The organism is Aneurinibacillus uraniidurans (assembly GCF_028471905.1).
Lineage (GTDB): Bacteria > Bacillota > Bacilli > Aneurinibacillales > Aneurinibacillaceae > Aneurinibacillus > Aneurinibacillus uraniidurans.
Genome location: NZ_CP116902.1, coordinates 2912617 through 2927500, shown reverse-complemented (window position 1 = coordinate 2927500; position 14884 = coordinate 2912617). Strand labels below are relative to the sequence as shown.

18 protein-coding genes, 11 tRNA genes, 1 rRNA gene and 1 riboswitch (1 of these 31 cut by a window edge) are annotated in these 14884 nt (G+C 45.8%); of the genes, 21 read left to right on the top strand and 9 right to left on the bottom strand.

Translation table 11 applies throughout. From position 1 onward, the window contains the following. The 12 genes from PO771_RS14690 to PO771_RS14635 form a co-directional block, all read left to right on the top strand. A 23S ribosomal RNA gene (locus PO771_RS14690) occupies positions 1 to 81 on the top strand; it begins 2856 nt to the left of the window's first position. Between the two features lie 63 nt (positions 82 to 144). Next, positions 145 to 220 (top strand) — tRNA-Asn (locus PO771_RS14685). Position 221: 1 nt separating this feature from the next. Beyond that, positions 222 to 295: transfer RNA gene (locus PO771_RS14680), tRNA-Glu, on the top strand. A gap of 69 nt (positions 296 to 364) precedes the next feature. Continuing rightward, a tRNA-Val gene (locus PO771_RS14675) sits at positions 365 to 437 on the top strand. Positions 438 to 514: 77 nt separating this feature from the next. Continuing rightward, positions 515 to 590 (top strand) — tRNA-Thr (locus PO771_RS14670). A 28-nt stretch (positions 591 to 618) separates the two neighbouring features. Continuing rightward, positions 619 to 695, top strand: a tRNA-Asp gene (locus PO771_RS14665). A 20-nt stretch (positions 696 to 715) separates the two neighbouring features. Further along, positions 716 to 789: transfer RNA gene (locus tag PO771_RS14660), tRNA-Gly, on the top strand. 12 nt (positions 790 to 801) lie between these two features. Next, positions 802 to 878: transfer RNA gene (locus PO771_RS14655), tRNA-Arg, on the top strand. 25 nt (positions 879 to 903) lie between these two features. Then, positions 904 to 977: transfer RNA gene (locus PO771_RS14650), tRNA-Met, on the top strand. Between the two features lie 10 nt (positions 978 to 987). Beyond that, positions 988 to 1061, top strand: a tRNA-Trp gene (locus PO771_RS14645). Between the two features lie 13 nt (positions 1062 to 1074). Next, positions 1075 to 1163 (top strand) — tRNA-Ser (locus tag PO771_RS14640). 11 nt (positions 1164 to 1174) lie between these two features. Next, positions 1175 to 1247 (top strand) — tRNA-Ile (locus PO771_RS14635). Positions 1248 to 1373: 126 nt separating this feature from the next. On the opposite strand, the gene PO771_RS14630 is transcribed toward PO771_RS14635, so the two are convergent. From PO771_RS14630 to recU, 4 genes are all read right to left on the bottom strand, one after another. Then, positions 1374 to 2924 carry a copper amine oxidase N-terminal domain-containing protein gene (locus tag PO771_RS14630; protein WP_272560428.1) on the bottom strand — a complete coding sequence of 517 codons (1551 nt, stop codon included), beginning with the start codon at positions 2922 to 2924 and terminating at the stop codon, positions 1374 to 1376. Positions 2925 to 3063: 139 nt separating this feature from the next. Further along, complete coding sequence (locus PO771_RS14625; RefSeq protein ID WP_272560427.1) at positions 3064 to 4356, bottom strand: FAD-dependent oxidoreductase; 1293 nt, start codon at positions 4354 to 4356, stop codon at positions 3064 to 3066. Positions 4357 to 4562: 206 nt separating this feature from the next. After that, the gene (locus PO771_RS14620) at positions 4563 to 4976 is read right to left on the bottom strand and encodes a DUF309 domain-containing protein (RefSeq protein ID WP_272560426.1); all 414 of its coding nucleotides are present in this window, start codon (positions 4974 to 4976) and stop codon (positions 4563 to 4565) included. A gap of 10 nt (positions 4977 to 4986) precedes the next feature. Continuing rightward, positions 4987 to 5625 carry a Holliday junction resolvase RecU gene (gene recU / locus PO771_RS14615; protein WP_422665014.1) on the bottom strand — a complete coding sequence of 213 codons (639 nt, stop codon included), beginning with the start codon at positions 5623 to 5625 and terminating at the stop codon, positions 4987 to 4989. A 105-nt stretch (positions 5626 to 5730) separates the two neighbouring features. Between recU and PO771_RS14610 the strand changes: the two genes are divergently transcribed. Beyond that, a complete protein-coding gene (locus PO771_RS14610; RefSeq protein ID WP_272560424.1) occupies positions 5731 to 6300 on the top strand; it encodes a nitroreductase family protein in 570 nt (189 codons plus the stop codon). 41 nt (positions 6301 to 6341) lie between these two features. On the opposite strand, the gene PO771_RS14605 is transcribed toward PO771_RS14610, so the two are convergent. From PO771_RS14605 to PO771_RS14595, 3 genes are read right to left on the bottom strand one after another with little or no spacing between them, the layout of a single operon-like run. Further along, entirely contained in the window at positions 6342 to 6911 is a 570-nt protein-coding gene (locus PO771_RS14605) for a manganese catalase family protein (RefSeq protein ID WP_272560423.1), read from the bottom strand. 27 nt (positions 6912 to 6938) lie between these two features. Then, positions 6939 to 7199 (bottom strand): spore coat protein CotJB, encoded by a 261-nt coding sequence (locus tag PO771_RS14600; RefSeq protein WP_272560422.1) that lies wholly within the window; start codon positions 7197 to 7199, stop codon positions 6939 to 6941. A gap of 3 nt (positions 7200 to 7202) precedes the next feature. Then, positions 7203 to 7442, bottom strand: a complete 240-nt coding sequence (locus tag PO771_RS14595) for a spore coat associated protein CotJA (RefSeq protein ID WP_422665013.1) — start codon at positions 7440 to 7442, stop codon at positions 7203 to 7205. 235 nt (positions 7443 to 7677) lie between these two features. Here PO771_RS14595 and PO771_RS14590 point away from each other — a divergent pair, with 235 nt between their 5' ends. Next, on the top strand, positions 7678 to 7920 hold the full coding sequence (locus PO771_RS14590) for a hypothetical protein (protein WP_272560420.1): 243 nt from the start codon (positions 7678 to 7680) through the stop codon (positions 7918 to 7920). After that, the gene (locus PO771_RS14585; protein ID WP_272560419.1) at positions 7913 to 8353 is read left to right on the top strand and encodes a hypothetical protein; all 441 of its coding nucleotides are present in this window, start codon (positions 7913 to 7915) and stop codon (positions 8351 to 8353) included. The genes PO771_RS14590 and PO771_RS14585 overlap by 8 nt, the downstream gene beginning before the upstream one ends. Positions 8354 to 8392: 39 nt before the next feature. Here PO771_RS14585 and PO771_RS14580 read toward each other — a convergent pair whose 3' ends face one another. Continuing rightward, positions 8393 to 9940, bottom strand: a complete 1548-nt coding sequence (locus tag PO771_RS14580; RefSeq protein WP_272560418.1) for a DUF4127 family protein — start codon at positions 9938 to 9940, stop codon at positions 8393 to 8395. 208 nt (positions 9941 to 10148) lie between these two features. Further along, positions 10149 to 10234: riboswitch (cyclic di-GMP riboswitch) on the top strand. 11 nt (positions 10235 to 10245) lie between these two features. Between PO771_RS14580 and PO771_RS14575 the strand changes: the two genes are divergently transcribed. From PO771_RS14575 to PO771_RS14560, 4 genes are all read left to right on the top strand, one after another. Continuing rightward, positions 10246 to 10413 (top strand): transposase, encoded by a 168-nt coding sequence (locus tag PO771_RS14575; RefSeq protein WP_272560417.1) that lies wholly within the window; start codon positions 10246 to 10248, stop codon positions 10411 to 10413. A gap of 169 nt (positions 10414 to 10582) precedes the next feature. Next, complete coding sequence (locus PO771_RS14570) at positions 10583 to 11014, top strand: CBS domain-containing protein (RefSeq protein ID WP_272560416.1); 432 nt, start codon at positions 10583 to 10585, stop codon at positions 11012 to 11014. A gap of 13 nt (positions 11015 to 11027) precedes the next feature. Beyond that, complete coding sequence (locus PO771_RS14565; protein ID WP_272560415.1) at positions 11028 to 11558, top strand: YhcN/YlaJ family sporulation lipoprotein; 531 nt, start codon at positions 11028 to 11030, stop codon at positions 11556 to 11558. Between the two features lie 157 nt (positions 11559 to 11715). Further along, positions 11716 to 13299: a peptide chain release factor 3 gene (locus PO771_RS14560; protein ID WP_272560414.1), complete on the top strand. Its 1584-nt coding sequence runs from the start codon at positions 11716 to 11718 to the stop codon at positions 13297 to 13299. 2 nt (positions 13300 to 13301) lie between these two features. Here PO771_RS14560 and PO771_RS14555 read toward each other — a convergent pair whose 3' ends face one another. Further along, positions 13302 to 14015, bottom strand: coding sequence for a S1C family serine protease (locus PO771_RS14555; protein ID WP_272560413.1), 714 nt, complete (start codon positions 14013 to 14015; stop codon positions 13302 to 13304). 181 nt (positions 14016 to 14196) lie between these two features. On the opposite strand from PO771_RS14555, the gene PO771_RS14550 reads away from it, so the two are divergent. Further along, positions 14197 to 14403, top strand: a complete 207-nt coding sequence (locus PO771_RS14550; RefSeq protein ID WP_272560412.1) for a hypothetical protein — start codon at positions 14197 to 14199, stop codon at positions 14401 to 14403. 79 nt (positions 14404 to 14482) lie between these two features. Then, the gene (locus PO771_RS14545; protein WP_272560411.1) at positions 14483 to 14839 is read left to right on the top strand and encodes a hypothetical protein; all 357 of its coding nucleotides are present in this window, start codon (positions 14483 to 14485) and stop codon (positions 14837 to 14839) included. Positions 14840 to 14884 lie beyond the last annotated feature (45 nt).

Genomic DNA, 14884 nt, shown 5'->3' with positions numbered 1-14884 from the left:
ATGATGAGGTAGATAGGTTCGAGGTGGAAGTGCAGCAATGTACGGAGCTGACGAATACTAATCGGTCGAGGGCTTAACCAATATAAACTTGCGTTTTGTTTCGATTCAGTTTTGAAGGTGCTATACACTTTCATACGGCACTATTCCGCAGTAGCTCAGTCGGTAGAGCAATCGGCTGTTAACCGATCGGTCGCTGGTTCGAGTCCGGCCTGCGGAGCCATGGCCCGTTGGAGAAGCGGCTTAACTCACATGCCTTTCACGCATGCATTCAGGGGTTCGAATCCCCTACGGGTCATTTCAAGGAAGTTCTGCTAAAGTCGCGACGTCCTGTCGCGACGCAGAACCTAGTACATCCTTGTACGTCGGAGGATTAGCTCAGCTGGGAGAGCATCTGCCTTACAAGCAGAGGGTCGGCGGTTCGATCCCGTCATCCTCCATCCTTATTCTAAAGGAAGTTCTGCTAAGAGCAGGCACGTCCTGTGCCTAACGCAGAACCTAGTACATCCTGTACGTCGCCGGTGTAGCTCAACTGGTAGAGCACCTGACTTGTAATCAGGGGGTTGAGGGTTCAAGTCCTTTCGCCGGCACCATTTTTTAAAATAGTGATTTATGTAATGCGGAGCCGTGGTGAAGTTGGAGTTCACGCTGGACTGTCACTCCGGAGGTCGCGGGTTCGAGTCCCGTCGGCTCCGCCATTTATTCAATAAGGTAATATGCGGGTGTAGTTCAATGGTAGAACATCAGCCTTCCAAGCTGAATACGTGGGTTCGATTCCCATCACCCGCTCCATAGTATTACTATGTGCCCGTAGCTCAATCGGATAGAGTGTCTGACTACGAATCAGAAGGTTGGGAGTTCGAGTCTCTCCGGGCACGCCATTATATTTTTTGAATAAGATAATTTGGCGGCGTAGCTCAGCTGGCTAGAGCGTACGGTTCATACCCGTAAGGTCGGGGGTTCGATCCCCTCTGCCGCTACTTTCATTACAGGGGCATAGTTTAACGGTAGAACAGAGGTCTCCAAAACCTCCAGTGTGGGTTCGATTCCTACTGCCCCTGCCATTTTTATACTTGCGGAGGGATACCGAAGTGGTCATAACGGGGCGGTCTTGAAAACCGTTAGGGTGCAAGCCCACGCGGGTTCGAATCCTGCTCCCTCCGCCATTCCTGAATAAGGGCCCTTAGCTCAGCTGGTAGAGCGGTCGGCTCATAACCGATTGGTCGCAGGTTCGAGTCCTGCAGGGCCCATTTTTGCTTTACAAAAACAGACACCATTTTCCAGGGAATATATTTTGGAAGTATGGTGTTTTTCTGTTTAACAAAGAAGATGAAAAATAGCCGCTGTTTCCTATAAAGGAACAGCGGCTATTTTTATTACATGTTTAGTGTAAAGGTAAGTAAAAGATCGTTGCCAGTATCATCGGTAATACTATAAGGAGCATCTAAAAATGTCTCAAAGAAAGAGGCGGGCACATATAGGCTATCATTCTTTTCAGAGGCCGCAGCAGGCATAGAGGCAGAAGTACCATCTTCTTTAAGAACTTGCTTGCTTCCTGCTTTTATTTTGTACGTATGATCTCCCTTTTTAATCATTACAAGCTGAGAGACGGGATCAAAGTTTACTTCTGCATTCACTGTTTCTGCTGTATAGCGCAGCGGAAGATACAGCTGTTTATTCTCATAGTAGTAATGATTAGAAGAATCTACAGAAGAAAGAGGAGTTACATACAGATGCTTTGTTTCACTAATGGCGTCTTTCAGTATCGCATGTAGAAAACCTTGTGGATGAAAGGCGCTGAGCAGCTTGTGATTTTTTGTTAAGTCTTCGAAATTTACTGTTTCTGTATTTGCAGGATAGACGATAGGTGTAACTTTTCCGAAATTCCACATGTATTCATCAATCTCTACATTCAATTGGATTGCTCCAGGCAGTGTTCCATCTTTATCTTTAAACATAAAATCGAGCTTACCAATGGAACGAACAGGAAGGTTGTTAGCATCTACAAAATAGTCGAGTGTGAGAGAAAATGATTGCAGACCCTGTTCACGTGCCATTTCTGCAACCTTTTTCGGTGGGTATTGCTTTTCCATTTGTTTAATTTCTTTAAGTGCCTCGGCGAAATTTTGTGCCAAAATGTCTTCTGAAATGTCATTTTTGGAAGCAAGGCTTGGATCGATTTTATTCATTTCTTGGACGATGTTTAGCAGGAACGTACGTACTTTTGGATCATCTGCTGCATCTTTTGCGATGCTATAAAATAAAGCTGTAAGTTCTTCGATATTTAACGTAACAGAAATATGAGAAGCTGTCGTAGACTGTCCGTTCGGCAGTGTGACTGACACATTTCCTTTGTTCTGAATATGAGGTAAGTTATAGCTATGCTTTTCACTATATTCTTGAATAAAAGCAACGGTCAGCTCATTCATACGCTTTTGAAATTCGGCAAGCGCCTCTGGATTGATTTCAGATGTTTGCGGTGCAAGAGAGGCAAACAGGTACTTAGAGTCCAGAGGAGTTTTAACATAAGCAGCCTTTGGAGAAAGTAGAACGGTAAGCGATGCATTTTGGTCGCCTGTCCATAATTTCTCCTTACGAAGAAGGCTGTCATGATTTAACGTCATGGTCATGCTCGCATGTTGACGGTCATACTGAGAGCCTTTGAGTGTAATTCCTTCACGCATCGTTTTAAGAAATTCCTCTGCATCCTGAAGTTCTTTATCGGTTGGCTTCCTCATATGGGCAAGCTTTAGCATAATGTCTGCATCCTTGCTTGTCATCCGAATTGTGCTTTGAAAATCATAGTTTGGTTGGGAAGCCGCTTTCACAAAAGCGTTGCGCAGGGTGAGAGCATCCCCGGAACAGCCAGAGAGCAAAGTAAGGATAAGTACTAAAAAAGCTAGTCCCCATTGTTTGTAATGTCGCATCTTTCTCCTCCATTTAAGGGAATTTTTTCTTTTATTCTCTCATCATAATGGATTATGAAAATTTTAACAACGAAAAAAGCGCTCTCAATCGTCATGATACAACGTTTGAGAGCGCTCGAAGGGAGAGTAGAAAAATGAGTTAGCTGTACTGTGGACGGAGCTGAGCGCGTTTGTTTACATGCTTATCGGCTCCAAGTGCGGCAATCGCCCCATCAGCGGCAGATAGAACAGCCTGCTTGATCGGGGTACGACGAGCGTCCCCGCCTGCGAATACGCCGTCTACGCTCGTTTGCAGAGATTCATTTACTTCAATGTAGCCTTCCGCATCGCGTTTGACGGCATCCTTCAGAAAGTCGGTACCTGGTTTCATACCGGCGAGATATAGGAAGATACCATCGACATCCCACGTTTCCAGCTCTTGCTGATCGTTCTGAATAACGGCCTTTTCTACATTGTTTTCGCCAATGATTTCTTTGACGCGATATTTTTTATAAATTTTGACGTTATCGCTAGACTCAAGTTTGGATAGATCAACGTCACCTTTTAGATTGCCTGTCGGGATGAGGAAGCGTACTTCCTTGCAGAATTTGGACAGGGTTTCTGCCTCATGCACCGCTTCTTCATTGTCACCTGTAACGATAACCGTACGCTCCTGGAAGAAAGCAGCGTCACATGTTGAGCAGTAGCTTACCCCACGGCCTGTAAATTCTTCTTCGCCTTTAATTTTGCTTGATGGAGCTTTGGCACCAACGGCGATAAATATACTTTTTGCTTTAATTGTGCCCTCTGGGACTTCAAGTTTTTTGATTTCTGGATCGGAGAAATCAACAGACAGGACGTTCGTACGCACAAATGTCGCGCCAAAATCATGTGCCTGTTCTTGCATGCGCTGAAGCAGTTCAAGACCCGTCAGCTCTTCTTTAACACCTGGATAGTTAGCAATTTTATGCGTAATTGCAAGTGTACCGGCTGATGGCGCCTTGTCAATCACGAGAGTTTTTAGACGACCACGAGCTGCGTATACGGCTGCCGATGCGCCTGCCGGTCCACCCCCGATGGTGACAAGATCGTACACTTCATTGAGAATACTTTTATCAACGGATTTAAAAATTCCTTCCGCTTGACCATCTGATGGAGCGGCAGGAGATTCATTTTGAGCTGCTGCAGTATTAGGGACTGGACCTTCGTAATCATCAGGAAGCTCAAGTAGCTTGCGCATTTTCGGCTCCTGAAAGCCAAGAACGAGTTTGCCATTGATGTAGGTAGCAGGCGTACCAAAAATTTTCTTCTGTTGTAGCTGGTCGAAGTACTCCTTATTCTCTGATACGTTGCGTTCTTCGTAAGAAATGCCCCATGCATTCAGTTGTTCTTTTACTTTTTTGCAGTAGGGACAGCCGTGGCTTGTGTATACAATTACATTGGACTCCGTCATATATTTCCTCCTGATCGTATCGTAGTCATTCTATTATTTGCATGAATCGTAAAAAGATGAATGGTGTAGTCACTCTTTGTTTCTATTTGATATTAATTTAAAATCGTTATCAATAACTTACGATTTCATTATATGTAGGTGATAAGATATTGTCAACCTTCATATTCATAAAAAAAGAGCGCGTAATTGCGCTCATAAACGTAACACTAAAACTTATCATCCTCAGCTACACCAGAGGGAACACAGGAAGCTACTGCTGTCGCCAGATCTGGGTCCGTAATCAAGAGGGTAAGTGGATAAAACGGAAAAGGACTCTCTTTATAGCGGTACAGTTTTGCTGCGTATTGTGCAGCTTCTGCGAACAGCTTGTGATCATCAATGCCTAGCTTGCCATGCCATGGGGTAGTGGATTTTGCTAAAGCTGCTTCAAACAGAAGAATCGCACCCTCGACATTGTTGTTGCGAAAGTGGTGCAGTGCGACAGCAATTTGTAATAGTGCTTGTAGGAGTTTGTTACGACCTTCTTGCATCCAGTACTCTTCCATTACTTCGTGGCACTCATAATAATCTTTTTCTACATTAAAATAGTACACGTATTCAACATATAAGCGATCGTACATCATAGGCTCCTTAGTTGAAGTAGCAACGGTCAATAACCGATAAATAATCAAGACGAGGTCGAAAGCTTTCCGGGATGCGGTGACCGTGTTCAGCGATATACGCATACGGAATAGATTTACGCCCATTTGCCTGATGGGCATCGTCCCAGAAACGGATGACGTGGGAAGCATCCAGTACATACGTCTCATCCTGCGTTGTGAAGCGTATGATTGTAAAGGCGATTCCGTCCTGTTTATGTACGAGGCGCATGTGGCTAATTTGATGCTCATGAAAATTTTTTAGCGGAAGCGACGTATGATTGCGCGTTTCTTTCGCTTCAAAATCGATATAACGCCCCCGGTATACACCGTTGTAATCTGTCGTGGATGGCTGGCGGAAATAGGCTTCCCGGATGACCGCAGCAGAGCGAGATGGATAATCGACTTTTACAATTTGGAGCGGTGTCGGTTTTTTATGAACAGCGGCCATTTCGTGTGCCACATAATATTGGTTGCTTTCATTTACCTCTTCCTCAAGTGTCATTCCTCGATTGGCAGCCCCTTGCTGCTTTGTCTGCATCATAGCGAGGAATTCACTTGCTTTCATGCGTTCCGGTGCAGAAGAGACCATCGAATCAGTCAGTTTCTGTTTCCCGTTTGGATAGTGGATCTTTCTCACGAGTGTTCACCTCTTCGTTATGTATCTTATCAGATGCGAAACGTTTTCGATACCGTATAATAACAAGACAGGTCTATAAGACAAGGAGGAAATGAAATGGATAATCTGTTAGAACTCATTAAAACACGCCGTACGATTGGAAAGGTCACGGATGAACCGGTGCCGCGTGAACATATTATGCAGATTCTGGATGCGGGGCATTGGGCACCGAGTCATCATAATACACAGCCGTGGAAATTTTTCGTCATGACGGGAGAAGGACGGAACCGTCTTGGCGAAGCATACGCCCGTATCTCGATTGAGGACAAGGGAGCAGAAGGAGAAGAAGCGGCTAAACTGCGGGAGAAAGGCATTCAGAAAGCCTACCGTGCGCCGCTAGTCATTGCGGTTGCTTGCGTACCAACAGAAGGGGAACGTGTGATGATAAGGGAAGAGGTAGCCGCTACATCTGCATGCGTACAAAATATGCTGTTGGCTGCGCATGCGCTTGGATATGGCGCAATCTGGCGTACGGGTGCACCATGTTATGATGTACGAATGAAAGAAGAATTCGGGCTTGGAACCCACGATGAGATGGTGGCGCTTCTGTATATCGGACGTCCGCAGATGGAGCGAACCGGTATTCGTATGAACCTGGAAACAAAAATAGAATGGTTTACTTCATAACATGAAGAAAGCGGACAGGAATCATCTGTCCGCTTTTTCGTCTAGAAAACTTTCTTTTGTGCTCGTTCTTCCTTGAGAATCTCGACCGCTTCCCGGAAGCGCATCGAGTGAATAATCTCCCGTTCACGCAGGAACGTAAGAGAGTCCTTTAAATCTACATCATCTGTCAGGTCAATGAGCCACTGATAAGTCGCACGCGCTTTTTCCTCAGCTGCAATATCTTCGTACAGGTCCGCGATTGGATCGCCTTTGGCCGCGATATAGGAGACGGTAAAAGGTACACCTGATGCATTCGTATAAAACAGTGCTTTGTCATGATTGGCATAATGCTCGCCTAGACCGGCCTCTTTCATCTGATCGGGGGTGGCATCCTTGGTTAGCTTATATACCATAGTCGCAATCATTTCGAGGTGGGCGAGTTCTTCGGTGCCGATGTCATTGAGAAGCCCGATGATTTTAGGTGGGACCGTGTAGCGCTGGTTGAGGTAGCGGAGTGCGGCAGCTAGTTCACCGTCTGCACCACCGTATTGTTCAACCAAAAACTTGGCCATACGTGGGTCACATTTGCTGACACGAACCGGGTGTTGTAGTTTTTTTTCATATATCCACACAATGGATCCCCTCCTTCGAATAAGTAGTCATACTTGCCATGGCCACGGTTGGTCTTTCCACATAAATGGAGTAGGTGACAGGCTATATCCGAAGCTTGTAAGAGGCCCGAACAGACATTCAAATTGCTTTTTCAGATGCATGCTTTTTTGCACGTATTCATTGTACTGAGCAATGGCTGCCTGATCGTTTGGATGTGTGTCGAGGTAGAGGTTTAATTCTACGATAATAAAATCCGTTTCTTGAAGCTCATGAAGCAGCTCATAGTATTTTTTTTCGTTTTCTTGCATTATTTAGTCAGCCTCCTCCCGTTTACCAGACTTATGCGGGCTCTCATATGGCGCAAAAAGAGCCGGCCATAATGTACCGTGGTGAAAAGCTTGAGCCGGAGAGAACTGGGGGAGTCCCGGTGGCTGGAATGTCATGTACAGTTGAGGTGGTGTTTCGTATGTTCGGATTGTCATCGGGGGACAAGGGTTAAACGGACTGTTATATACGGTATACGTCTTACGAAACGTATGCACGTCATCCATCTCCTCTCGTTTGTTCAATCTTTCCTATATGTACAGCAAACTTGCATGTCTTAGTACTTTTTTTGTGAAGTAGGCTATTCGCTGATTTTCGACAATTTTCATATGTTTTCTTGCTGTATATGCTAGATTGCTGTCGATTTACTTGCTTGAATTTTTACATCAGTATGGTATAAATGAAAAGGCAGAAGAAACGAACGTGAAGTGGTTGTGTACATATATAAGGAGGAATCAGGACATGGAATATGCAATTATTGCCCTGCTTCTAGGAAGCATTGGCCTTCTCGTCTATTCATTCTATAAAGAGAAGGACCAGGTAACTCAACTAGAAGTGAAAATGGAAAACTTATCGATTCAAATCCTGCAGGAGATTCACCAGGTACAAAAGGCACAAAAAACGATGAAGCCACAGACAAGCCGTAAAGCAACCGAAACACGCCGTGCGAAAGAAGATCTGAAGGAGCAAAAAGAAGGTGCGTAAGATCGCCATTTCTAAAAATACAATCCGGGGATTTGCAGCGGGTGTGATTGTTGCTACAGGCGTACTGTCGCTTACTTATTACGGCACGGCATCGAATGCACCAGAGGCAAAAGCAGACAGTACGAGTGACGCAGCAGCGTCTCCAACAGCGATCAAGAAAATTGATATGCCAGAACCACAATCCGGCACATCTACATCAATGGCGAAGCCAACTTATAACATGACGCTCGTCATCGGGAAAGGCATGAGTCCGGAAGATGCAGCGGCTAAGCTTGAGGAAAATAAAATCATTGAGAATAAGAAGTATTTGGTGAAATATTTAAATGACATGAGCTGGATGGGTTCCGTGCGATCCGGCACGTATGAAGTAAATAGTGATATGACAATTAAAGAGATTGCGGCTTTACTGGCGCACAAAAAAGTACAAAAATAAGGAGAAGCGAGCTTTTAGCCCGCCTCTCCTTATTTTTTGTTATTTTCGTTTTAGCGTGTAAGAAATCTCAAAAATACGGTTCCAGGGCAGAGTTGCTTTCTCGACACGGAAACGGATCGGAGCCTGCTGCATCCCTGCTTGTGTGCGGGTTACATAAGAGAGGGAGGAAAGGAGACGATTCGCTTCGGTCGGCATAGGTGCGGTAACGATTGCCTCTTCCTTGGGGTCAAGCTTGCGAGCCTGATCATAACGGTGCACATACTGTGGGCGCTTCACTGCATTGTAGTAATAATCTTCTGCATAGCGCAGGGCCATCCATTCTTCATGCGCGGTATTCCAGACAGGTTCTCCCCGAATCATCTCCATATGAGCCAGCAGAAGTCCGATTGTATTCCCACCTGTATTCCACGATGCGTAGCTTTCAAACTGTCCAGATAGCTTCTGCCTTATGTACGCTTCCATAAAGTCGGTATCCGGGAACCACAGATAGGATACGTCAGCTAGCCCCCGAATGGTGCCTGCATGTTGGCGTGACCAGTCCGCTACAGTATCGAGTTCTTCTTCACCGGAATGAATGTATATACTGAGACGCTGTTCGGGGGAGCGCGGATGACTCGGTTGAAGAAAAGCGATTTTTGATGCGATCATTTCTGCTAATGGTACACCATCGTATGTGAGCGCCTTATCTCTGGCGGCGTGGTGCGAATACGTAAGTGTATAGTGCGATGGTGTGCCGTCCAGTTCATTTTTATAGCGGGCGAGCAGAAGCGAGGTTAATTCATCTGCTCCATTCATAATATATACATTAGAAAGCTTTTCTTGCTGACAGTATTTTCGAATACACAGCTCATTTACTTTTGGCAAACTGAGTGTGCTCGTATCATCGGTGCCGATCAGAACCCCGTCTACAATGCCGTCCCGTGCCCAGCCTGCGATTGTATACAGTCCTTGCAAGTTTTCTTGAAACAGCCGCGTATAGCCAAGCAAATATTCTGGTGGGGTCTCTTGTTGTAGTTTACGCAGAAAATACATATGATAGCGCCTGTTCTCCGGTTTTTCTGATTGTACATATTGTGCGTATCGGCGACCAAATTGGGTTAGCTCAAATGTATAGGCATCCGCGGGAGACCCTGCTGCTGGTTTTTCCCGTGGAATAACCCCGATCAAATAGATTGATTTGTTGCGGTATGGTAGCAGAATATTTTTAAGCTCGGCCAGCCGTTGTGTTTGTTCGGCGTACGTTGCTGTATATCGTCCATGCAGAAGCCCGCCGTTCACCCAGCCGGGAATCGCGATAAACACAGCATCTGCCGACTTTATTTGTTCTTGGAGGAACTGCTTTAGCTTACTGTAATCGGCTGGCTTCTCCCACTGGTCGAGGCCGGTCGTGGGCCAGACCACATTTGCCTGGGCGATGCGACCGAGCAGACCGACATAGCTTGTATTCACCGGACGGCTGTCAAGCGGAATGAGTACAATTTTTTTATGATGCAGGGCAGATTCTTTTGTTTGTGTTTGCCCTATGGCTACCTGTGGAAAGGCACCCAGTATAGTTACACAAAGTAAAATCCATCTCAAATATTTCACAGCACTCCCCATTTCTACAAAAAATCCTCTATGTATACATATGTCGGTGTAGAAGTCATGCACATTACCTATATTTATCAGTATATAGTAAAAACAGTATGTAATGCTGCTTATTGATGTAATCCGTATTACTCGGTTAAAAAAAATCGTAAAAAAGGTTGGTAAAAACATTTAAGTTTGTTATATTTGTTATTGGAATCTTACAATACCTCGATAATGGCAAACTCATTGAAAAGTGAGGACGCAAAACCACGAATCTAACGTTTACAAAACTATGATGGTCGGGTTACCGAAAGGAGAAAAAGATGAGAAGAGCATATTCACAATCGTTTAAGTACCAGGTGATTCAACGAGCTTTAGAGCTGCAGGATTTAAATAAGGTAGCCAGAGAAAATCGATTGAATAGTCGGATTATTTATCGTTGGATAAAAGAATATAAACAAGGAAAGTATGAAGCTTGTTCCTTGATGTAAAAGGATAATACATAATCATGAAAAAATTATCGCTTGTAGTTTACAGGTGGTAATTTTTTTTGTTTGGTTATATTTGGGGTTGTGGTGCAGAATACGCTTGGTGACTTTATCACAAGATATAAACGGATTCTTTAGAATCACATATCAAGCGTATCAGGAGGCGACTTACATGACACAACGTTTGCGAGATATTATGACCCAAAATGTTGCGACTGTTCAGCCACATCAATCGATCGCAGAAGCCGCAAAAATTATGGAGGATTACAATGTAGGTGCCGTACCAGTTGTGGAGAATGGTCAGTGTGTTGGCATGATTACCGACCGCGATATTACCGTGCGTGCGGTAGCTGGACATATGGACCACAATACAAGAGTTAACAGCATCATGACCAAAAACATTTTGACCGCCTCTGCGAATACGACGGTCCATGAAGCAGCCGATATGATGGCACGCCACCAGATTCGCCGCCTGCCGGTTGTCGACAACAATCAGGTGGCAGGGATTGTTGCACTTGGCGACTTGGCTGTCGAGAATATTTATGAGAATGAAGCGGGCGAAGCGCTTGCTAATATCTCTGAGCAGTCTCCGGGCCAAGGCTAATCGGTATGGCAGAATGAACAAACGAACAGCAGTACTGGCCGCACTGCTCATTTTAGCAGTGGCAGGCGGGGCAGTCGGCTGCAGCAAGAAAGACGAAAATACGCCAAAAACACAGAGCTATCGTAGTAATGAGTATCACATGAATGGGGCTCGTTCATATGGCGTGCAAAATAATGCAGCGCATTCGAATAAAGTCCGGGAAGACGAGCAGCGAATTGCGAAACGGATTGCGCAGCAGGCGGCTAACGTGAATGGGGTGACCCGGGCGACAGCCGTTGTCCATGGTGAAGACGTACTAGTAGGCGTAGAAGGGGCAAAAGCATACAATACGAAGATGCTGGAGCGAAGCGTCCATGAAGCGCTGCGCCGAACCGAGCCAGGTTACCGGATTCATGTGACAGCAGATCGAACACTGTCGAATCGTATTCGTATGGTAAGTGAAAATATAAACGGAAGTGTCGGCAGCAAGATGCGAACAGCCGGAAGTGATGTTGCCAAGCTCATTCAGGACATCGGTCGTTCGATCACGACGCCGTTCCGGTAAATATGAACAGGAGAAGAGCGAGCTATGTACTCGCTCTTTTTCTTATGGAGAAGAAAGGAGAATGAGGGGAAACGCTTCTCGTTCCCACACATGACATGGTATAGTAAAGAATAGTGTGTCAGACACAAGGAACGAGTTAACTGGAGGATTATTATATATGTCTACCCATGAACCACGTAAAACATTTGCGATTATCTCGCACCCGGATGCCGGGAAAACAACATTGACCGAGAAACTTCTGTATTTTGGAGGAGCCATTCATACTGCCGGGATGGTTAAAAGCCGTAAATCGAAAGCAGCCACATCTGACTGGATGGAAATCGAAAAACAGCGGGGTATCTCCGTTACATCCAGTGTGATGCAGTTCTCTTATAACGACTATGCGATCAATATCCTTGATACGCCAGGTCACCAGGATTTCAGTGAGGATACGTACCGTACGCTTACAGCAGCGGATAGTGCGGTCATGCTTATTGACGCCGCGAAAGGGATTGAGCCGCAAACGATCAAACTATTTGAAGTATGCCGGATGCGCGGCATTCCGATTTTTACATTTATCAACAAAATGGATCGTGATGCTCAAGATCCGCTCGTTTTGCTTGAAGAGCTGGAAGAAGTACTTGGCATTCGTTCTTGCCCGATGAACTGGCCAATTGGCTCCGGGATCGACTTCCAGGGCGTATATGATCGGGAGAAGCAGCAGGTAGAAGTGTTCCGCAAAGGAGAAGCTGAGCATAGCCGCAGTTTCATGCCTGTATTTAGTGAAGAGGCGGACGAAGCCGCGGTACGTGCCCGCATCGGGGATACGCTGTATGAGAAGCTAGAAGAAGATGTGGAGCTGCTTGATATTGCAGGGGACCCATTTGATCAGGAGAAAATCAACAGCGGTAAGCTTACCCCTGTATTTTTTGGAAGTGCACTGACGAATTTCGGGGTGCAGTCCTTCCTTGAGTACTTCTTGCGTTTAGCACCGGGTCCAGCGCCACGCATGAGTGATAAAGGCGAAGTCGTACCGGAATCATCGAAGTTCTCCGGCTTTGTTTTCAAAATCCAGGCTAATATGAATCCAGCACACCGTGACCGGATTGCGTTCCTGCGCATTGTATCCGGTACATTCACGCGCGGTATGTCTGTACAGCATGTGCGCACGGGTAAGAAAATTAAGCTGTCTCAGCCGCAGCAGTTTTTAGCACAAGATCGTAACCTTGTCGAGGATGCGTATGCGGGCGATATTATCGGTTTGTTCGATCCAGGTATATTTGGCATCGGGGATACGCTTGTGGAAGGAAATCAGGCGTATAGCTTTGCAGGTGTGCCTCACTTCTCGCCGGAGATTTTTGCCCGGGTGCGTGCCAAAGATGCGATGAAATACAAGCAGTTCCATAAAGGCATGCAGCAATTGAGCGAGGAGGGGGCTGTCCAGTATTTCATAACAGCTGCGCCGGGTGCCGAGAATATGATTCTTGGCGTTGTCGGACAGCTGCAACTTGAAGTGTTTGAATACCGGATGCGTGCTGAGTACGGGGTCGAAGTCGAAATTCAGCCGCTCGGCTATTCGCTTGCTCGCTGGGTGAAAGGTGACAAGAAAGAGCATGAGCTGAATTTGATCCAGTATGGCGGAAGTCTGACGGTAAAAGATCGAGATGGACGGCTTGTTGTACTGTTAGAGAACGAATTTGCTGAGCGTTGGGCCAAAGAGAAAAATCCAGATGTGGAATTCGTCAGCACATCGTACGAGTAAATTTACAAATATTTGCGGATGAACGGTTTGATGCTGTCGATGCCGATGGCGAACCCAAGCCCATGGTTGTCCTTGATGATAAAGGCGTTCATGCCGATGGCTTCTCCGTTCATATTAATCAGCGGACCGCCGCTGTTACCAGGATTAATGGCGGCGTCTGTCTGAATAATGTCTTCATACTTGCGACCGGCAATCTGGACAGGACGATTTTTGGCGCTGACGATCCCTGTTGTCACGGTATTCTCTAGTCCGAGTGGATTACCGATCGAGATAACCACTTCCCCGACCTGAATTTCTTTAGATGAGCCAAGCGGAAGTACAGGAAGAGCGCCGCGCGCCATAATTCGAATGAGAGCAAGATCGCGCTCTTGGTCTTTCCAGACGACTTCGGCAAGCCGCGAGTCGCCGGTTGCCAGTTTGACTTGAATCGTGCGGGCATTGTGAATGACATGTTCGCTTGTGAGAATATACCCTTTTTGATGAATAATGAACCCGGTTCCGAAGCTGCGGCGTACTTCTTTGCCTGGAGTCGACAAGTTTGGGAAGAGAAATTGGTGCAGAATCTCTGACATTTTCCGATTTACGGCATAATCCTCAGTCGTAATCGAGATGATAGCAGGTGTTACCCTTTCGACAATCGGAACGAAATAGTTAGCAGGGTGGAGATAGGAAGGCTGGCGCTCTATGCGCGTAATCGGGGTTACTTTTCGTTTCAATCTGCTTCCTCCTTCCTGAAATAGGAATAAACACGTGGGGTTGTGTACGATGGCCCTCTACCAGTGTATGTGCCAGATGGGACATTGTGAAATGAAAGATAATTTACAGAATTCGTATAAAGCCCTTTTTTTTGGTCCATGCTAGGAAAAGGAGAAAGAAATGGATCAGGAGGGCTTTAGTATGAATGATATGCCGCTTGTTATCTCGACAGGCCAGATTTTTAAGCCGTTTGCCTGGAAGGCGAATTTTGATATGGAATTCTCTTCAGAGTGTATGTATTGCGACTCAGATAAACGACTAGTTGGTTATACGGTGGAAGACGAGGATGGAAGTGCGATGCGAGTGGCCATCTGTCCGGTATGCCAGAAAGTAAACGCCCGATATTAACAGGTTTAAACTCACTTTTCCCCGAATAGGATGATAGTGCAAAACTGACACAGCGTTCGGTGGGAGGTGGGAAGTGAGGATGGAAAAAGCATGTGGCCACTGTGGCCATTTAATGCATGTGCATTTGCGTAAAATTGTGTACATGAACCATACCGAGATTGAGCATGTTCCGGTTTATCGATGTTCGTGCTGTGAGCATCATGAGCTTGTGGAGCAGGTGAAAGAAGAGCTAAAGCAGGTCTTGCTTCAAGTCCCTAGAGAGCAGGGGACAATATCGTTTGCGGATTATTCTCCGTTTACACGGATGATGCTCCGTGCTTGTTATTGTACAGCTGATTTTCAAGTAGATGATTGGCTGGATATGTATTTGCTCGTGAGTTCGTTACATGATTCGGTATGGCTTGGAGAGATTGAGCAGGCACTTCGTGAATTATAAATGGAAAACCGCCCGAAATCAGGCGGTTTTTTTGTTGTTTTATTT

Coding starts and splice junctions, on each gene's coding strand:
- PO771_RS14570 (WP_272560416.1), top strand. CDS start 10,583: ATGACACAACGTTTGCGAGATATTATGACCCAAAATGTTGCGACTGTT.
- PO771_RS14560 (WP_272560414.1), top strand. CDS start 11,716: ATGTCTACCCATGAACCACGTAAAACATTTGCGATTATCTCGCACCCG.
- PO771_RS14600 (WP_272560422.1), bottom strand. CDS start 7,199: ATGCAAGAAAACGAAAAAAAATACTATGAGCTGCTTCATGAGCTTCAA.
- PO771_RS14620 (WP_272560426.1), bottom strand. CDS start 4,976: ATGTACGATCGCTTATATGTTGAATACGTGTACTATTTTAATGTAGAA.
- PO771_RS14565 (WP_272560415.1), top strand. CDS start 11,028: ATGAACAAACGAACAGCAGTACTGGCCGCACTGCTCATTTTAGCAGTG.
- PO771_RS14595 (WP_422665013.1), bottom strand. CDS start 7,442: ATGGATGACGTGCATACGTTTCGTAAGACGTATACCGTATATAACAGT.
- PO771_RS14625 (WP_272560427.1), bottom strand. CDS start 4,356: ATGACGGAGTCCAATGTAATTGTATACACAAGCCACGGCTGTCCCTAC.
- PO771_RS14545 (WP_272560411.1), top strand. CDS start 14,483: ATGGAAAAAGCATGTGGCCACTGTGGCCATTTAATGCATGTGCATTTG.
- PO771_RS14575 (WP_272560417.1), top strand. CDS start 10,246: ATGAGAAGAGCATATTCACAATCGTTTAAGTACCAGGTGATTCAACGA.
- PO771_RS14610 (WP_272560424.1), top strand. CDS start 5,731: ATGGATAATCTGTTAGAACTCATTAAAACACGCCGTACGATTGGAAAG.
- PO771_RS14550 (WP_272560412.1), top strand. CDS start 14,197: ATGAATGATATGCCGCTTGTTATCTCGACAGGCCAGATTTTTAAGCCG.
- PO771_RS14590 (WP_272560420.1), top strand. CDS start 7,678: ATGGAATATGCAATTATTGCCCTGCTTCTAGGAAGCATTGGCCTTCTC.
- PO771_RS14630 (WP_272560428.1), bottom strand. CDS start 2,924: ATGCGACATTACAAACAATGGGGACTAGCTTTTTTAGTACTTATCCTT.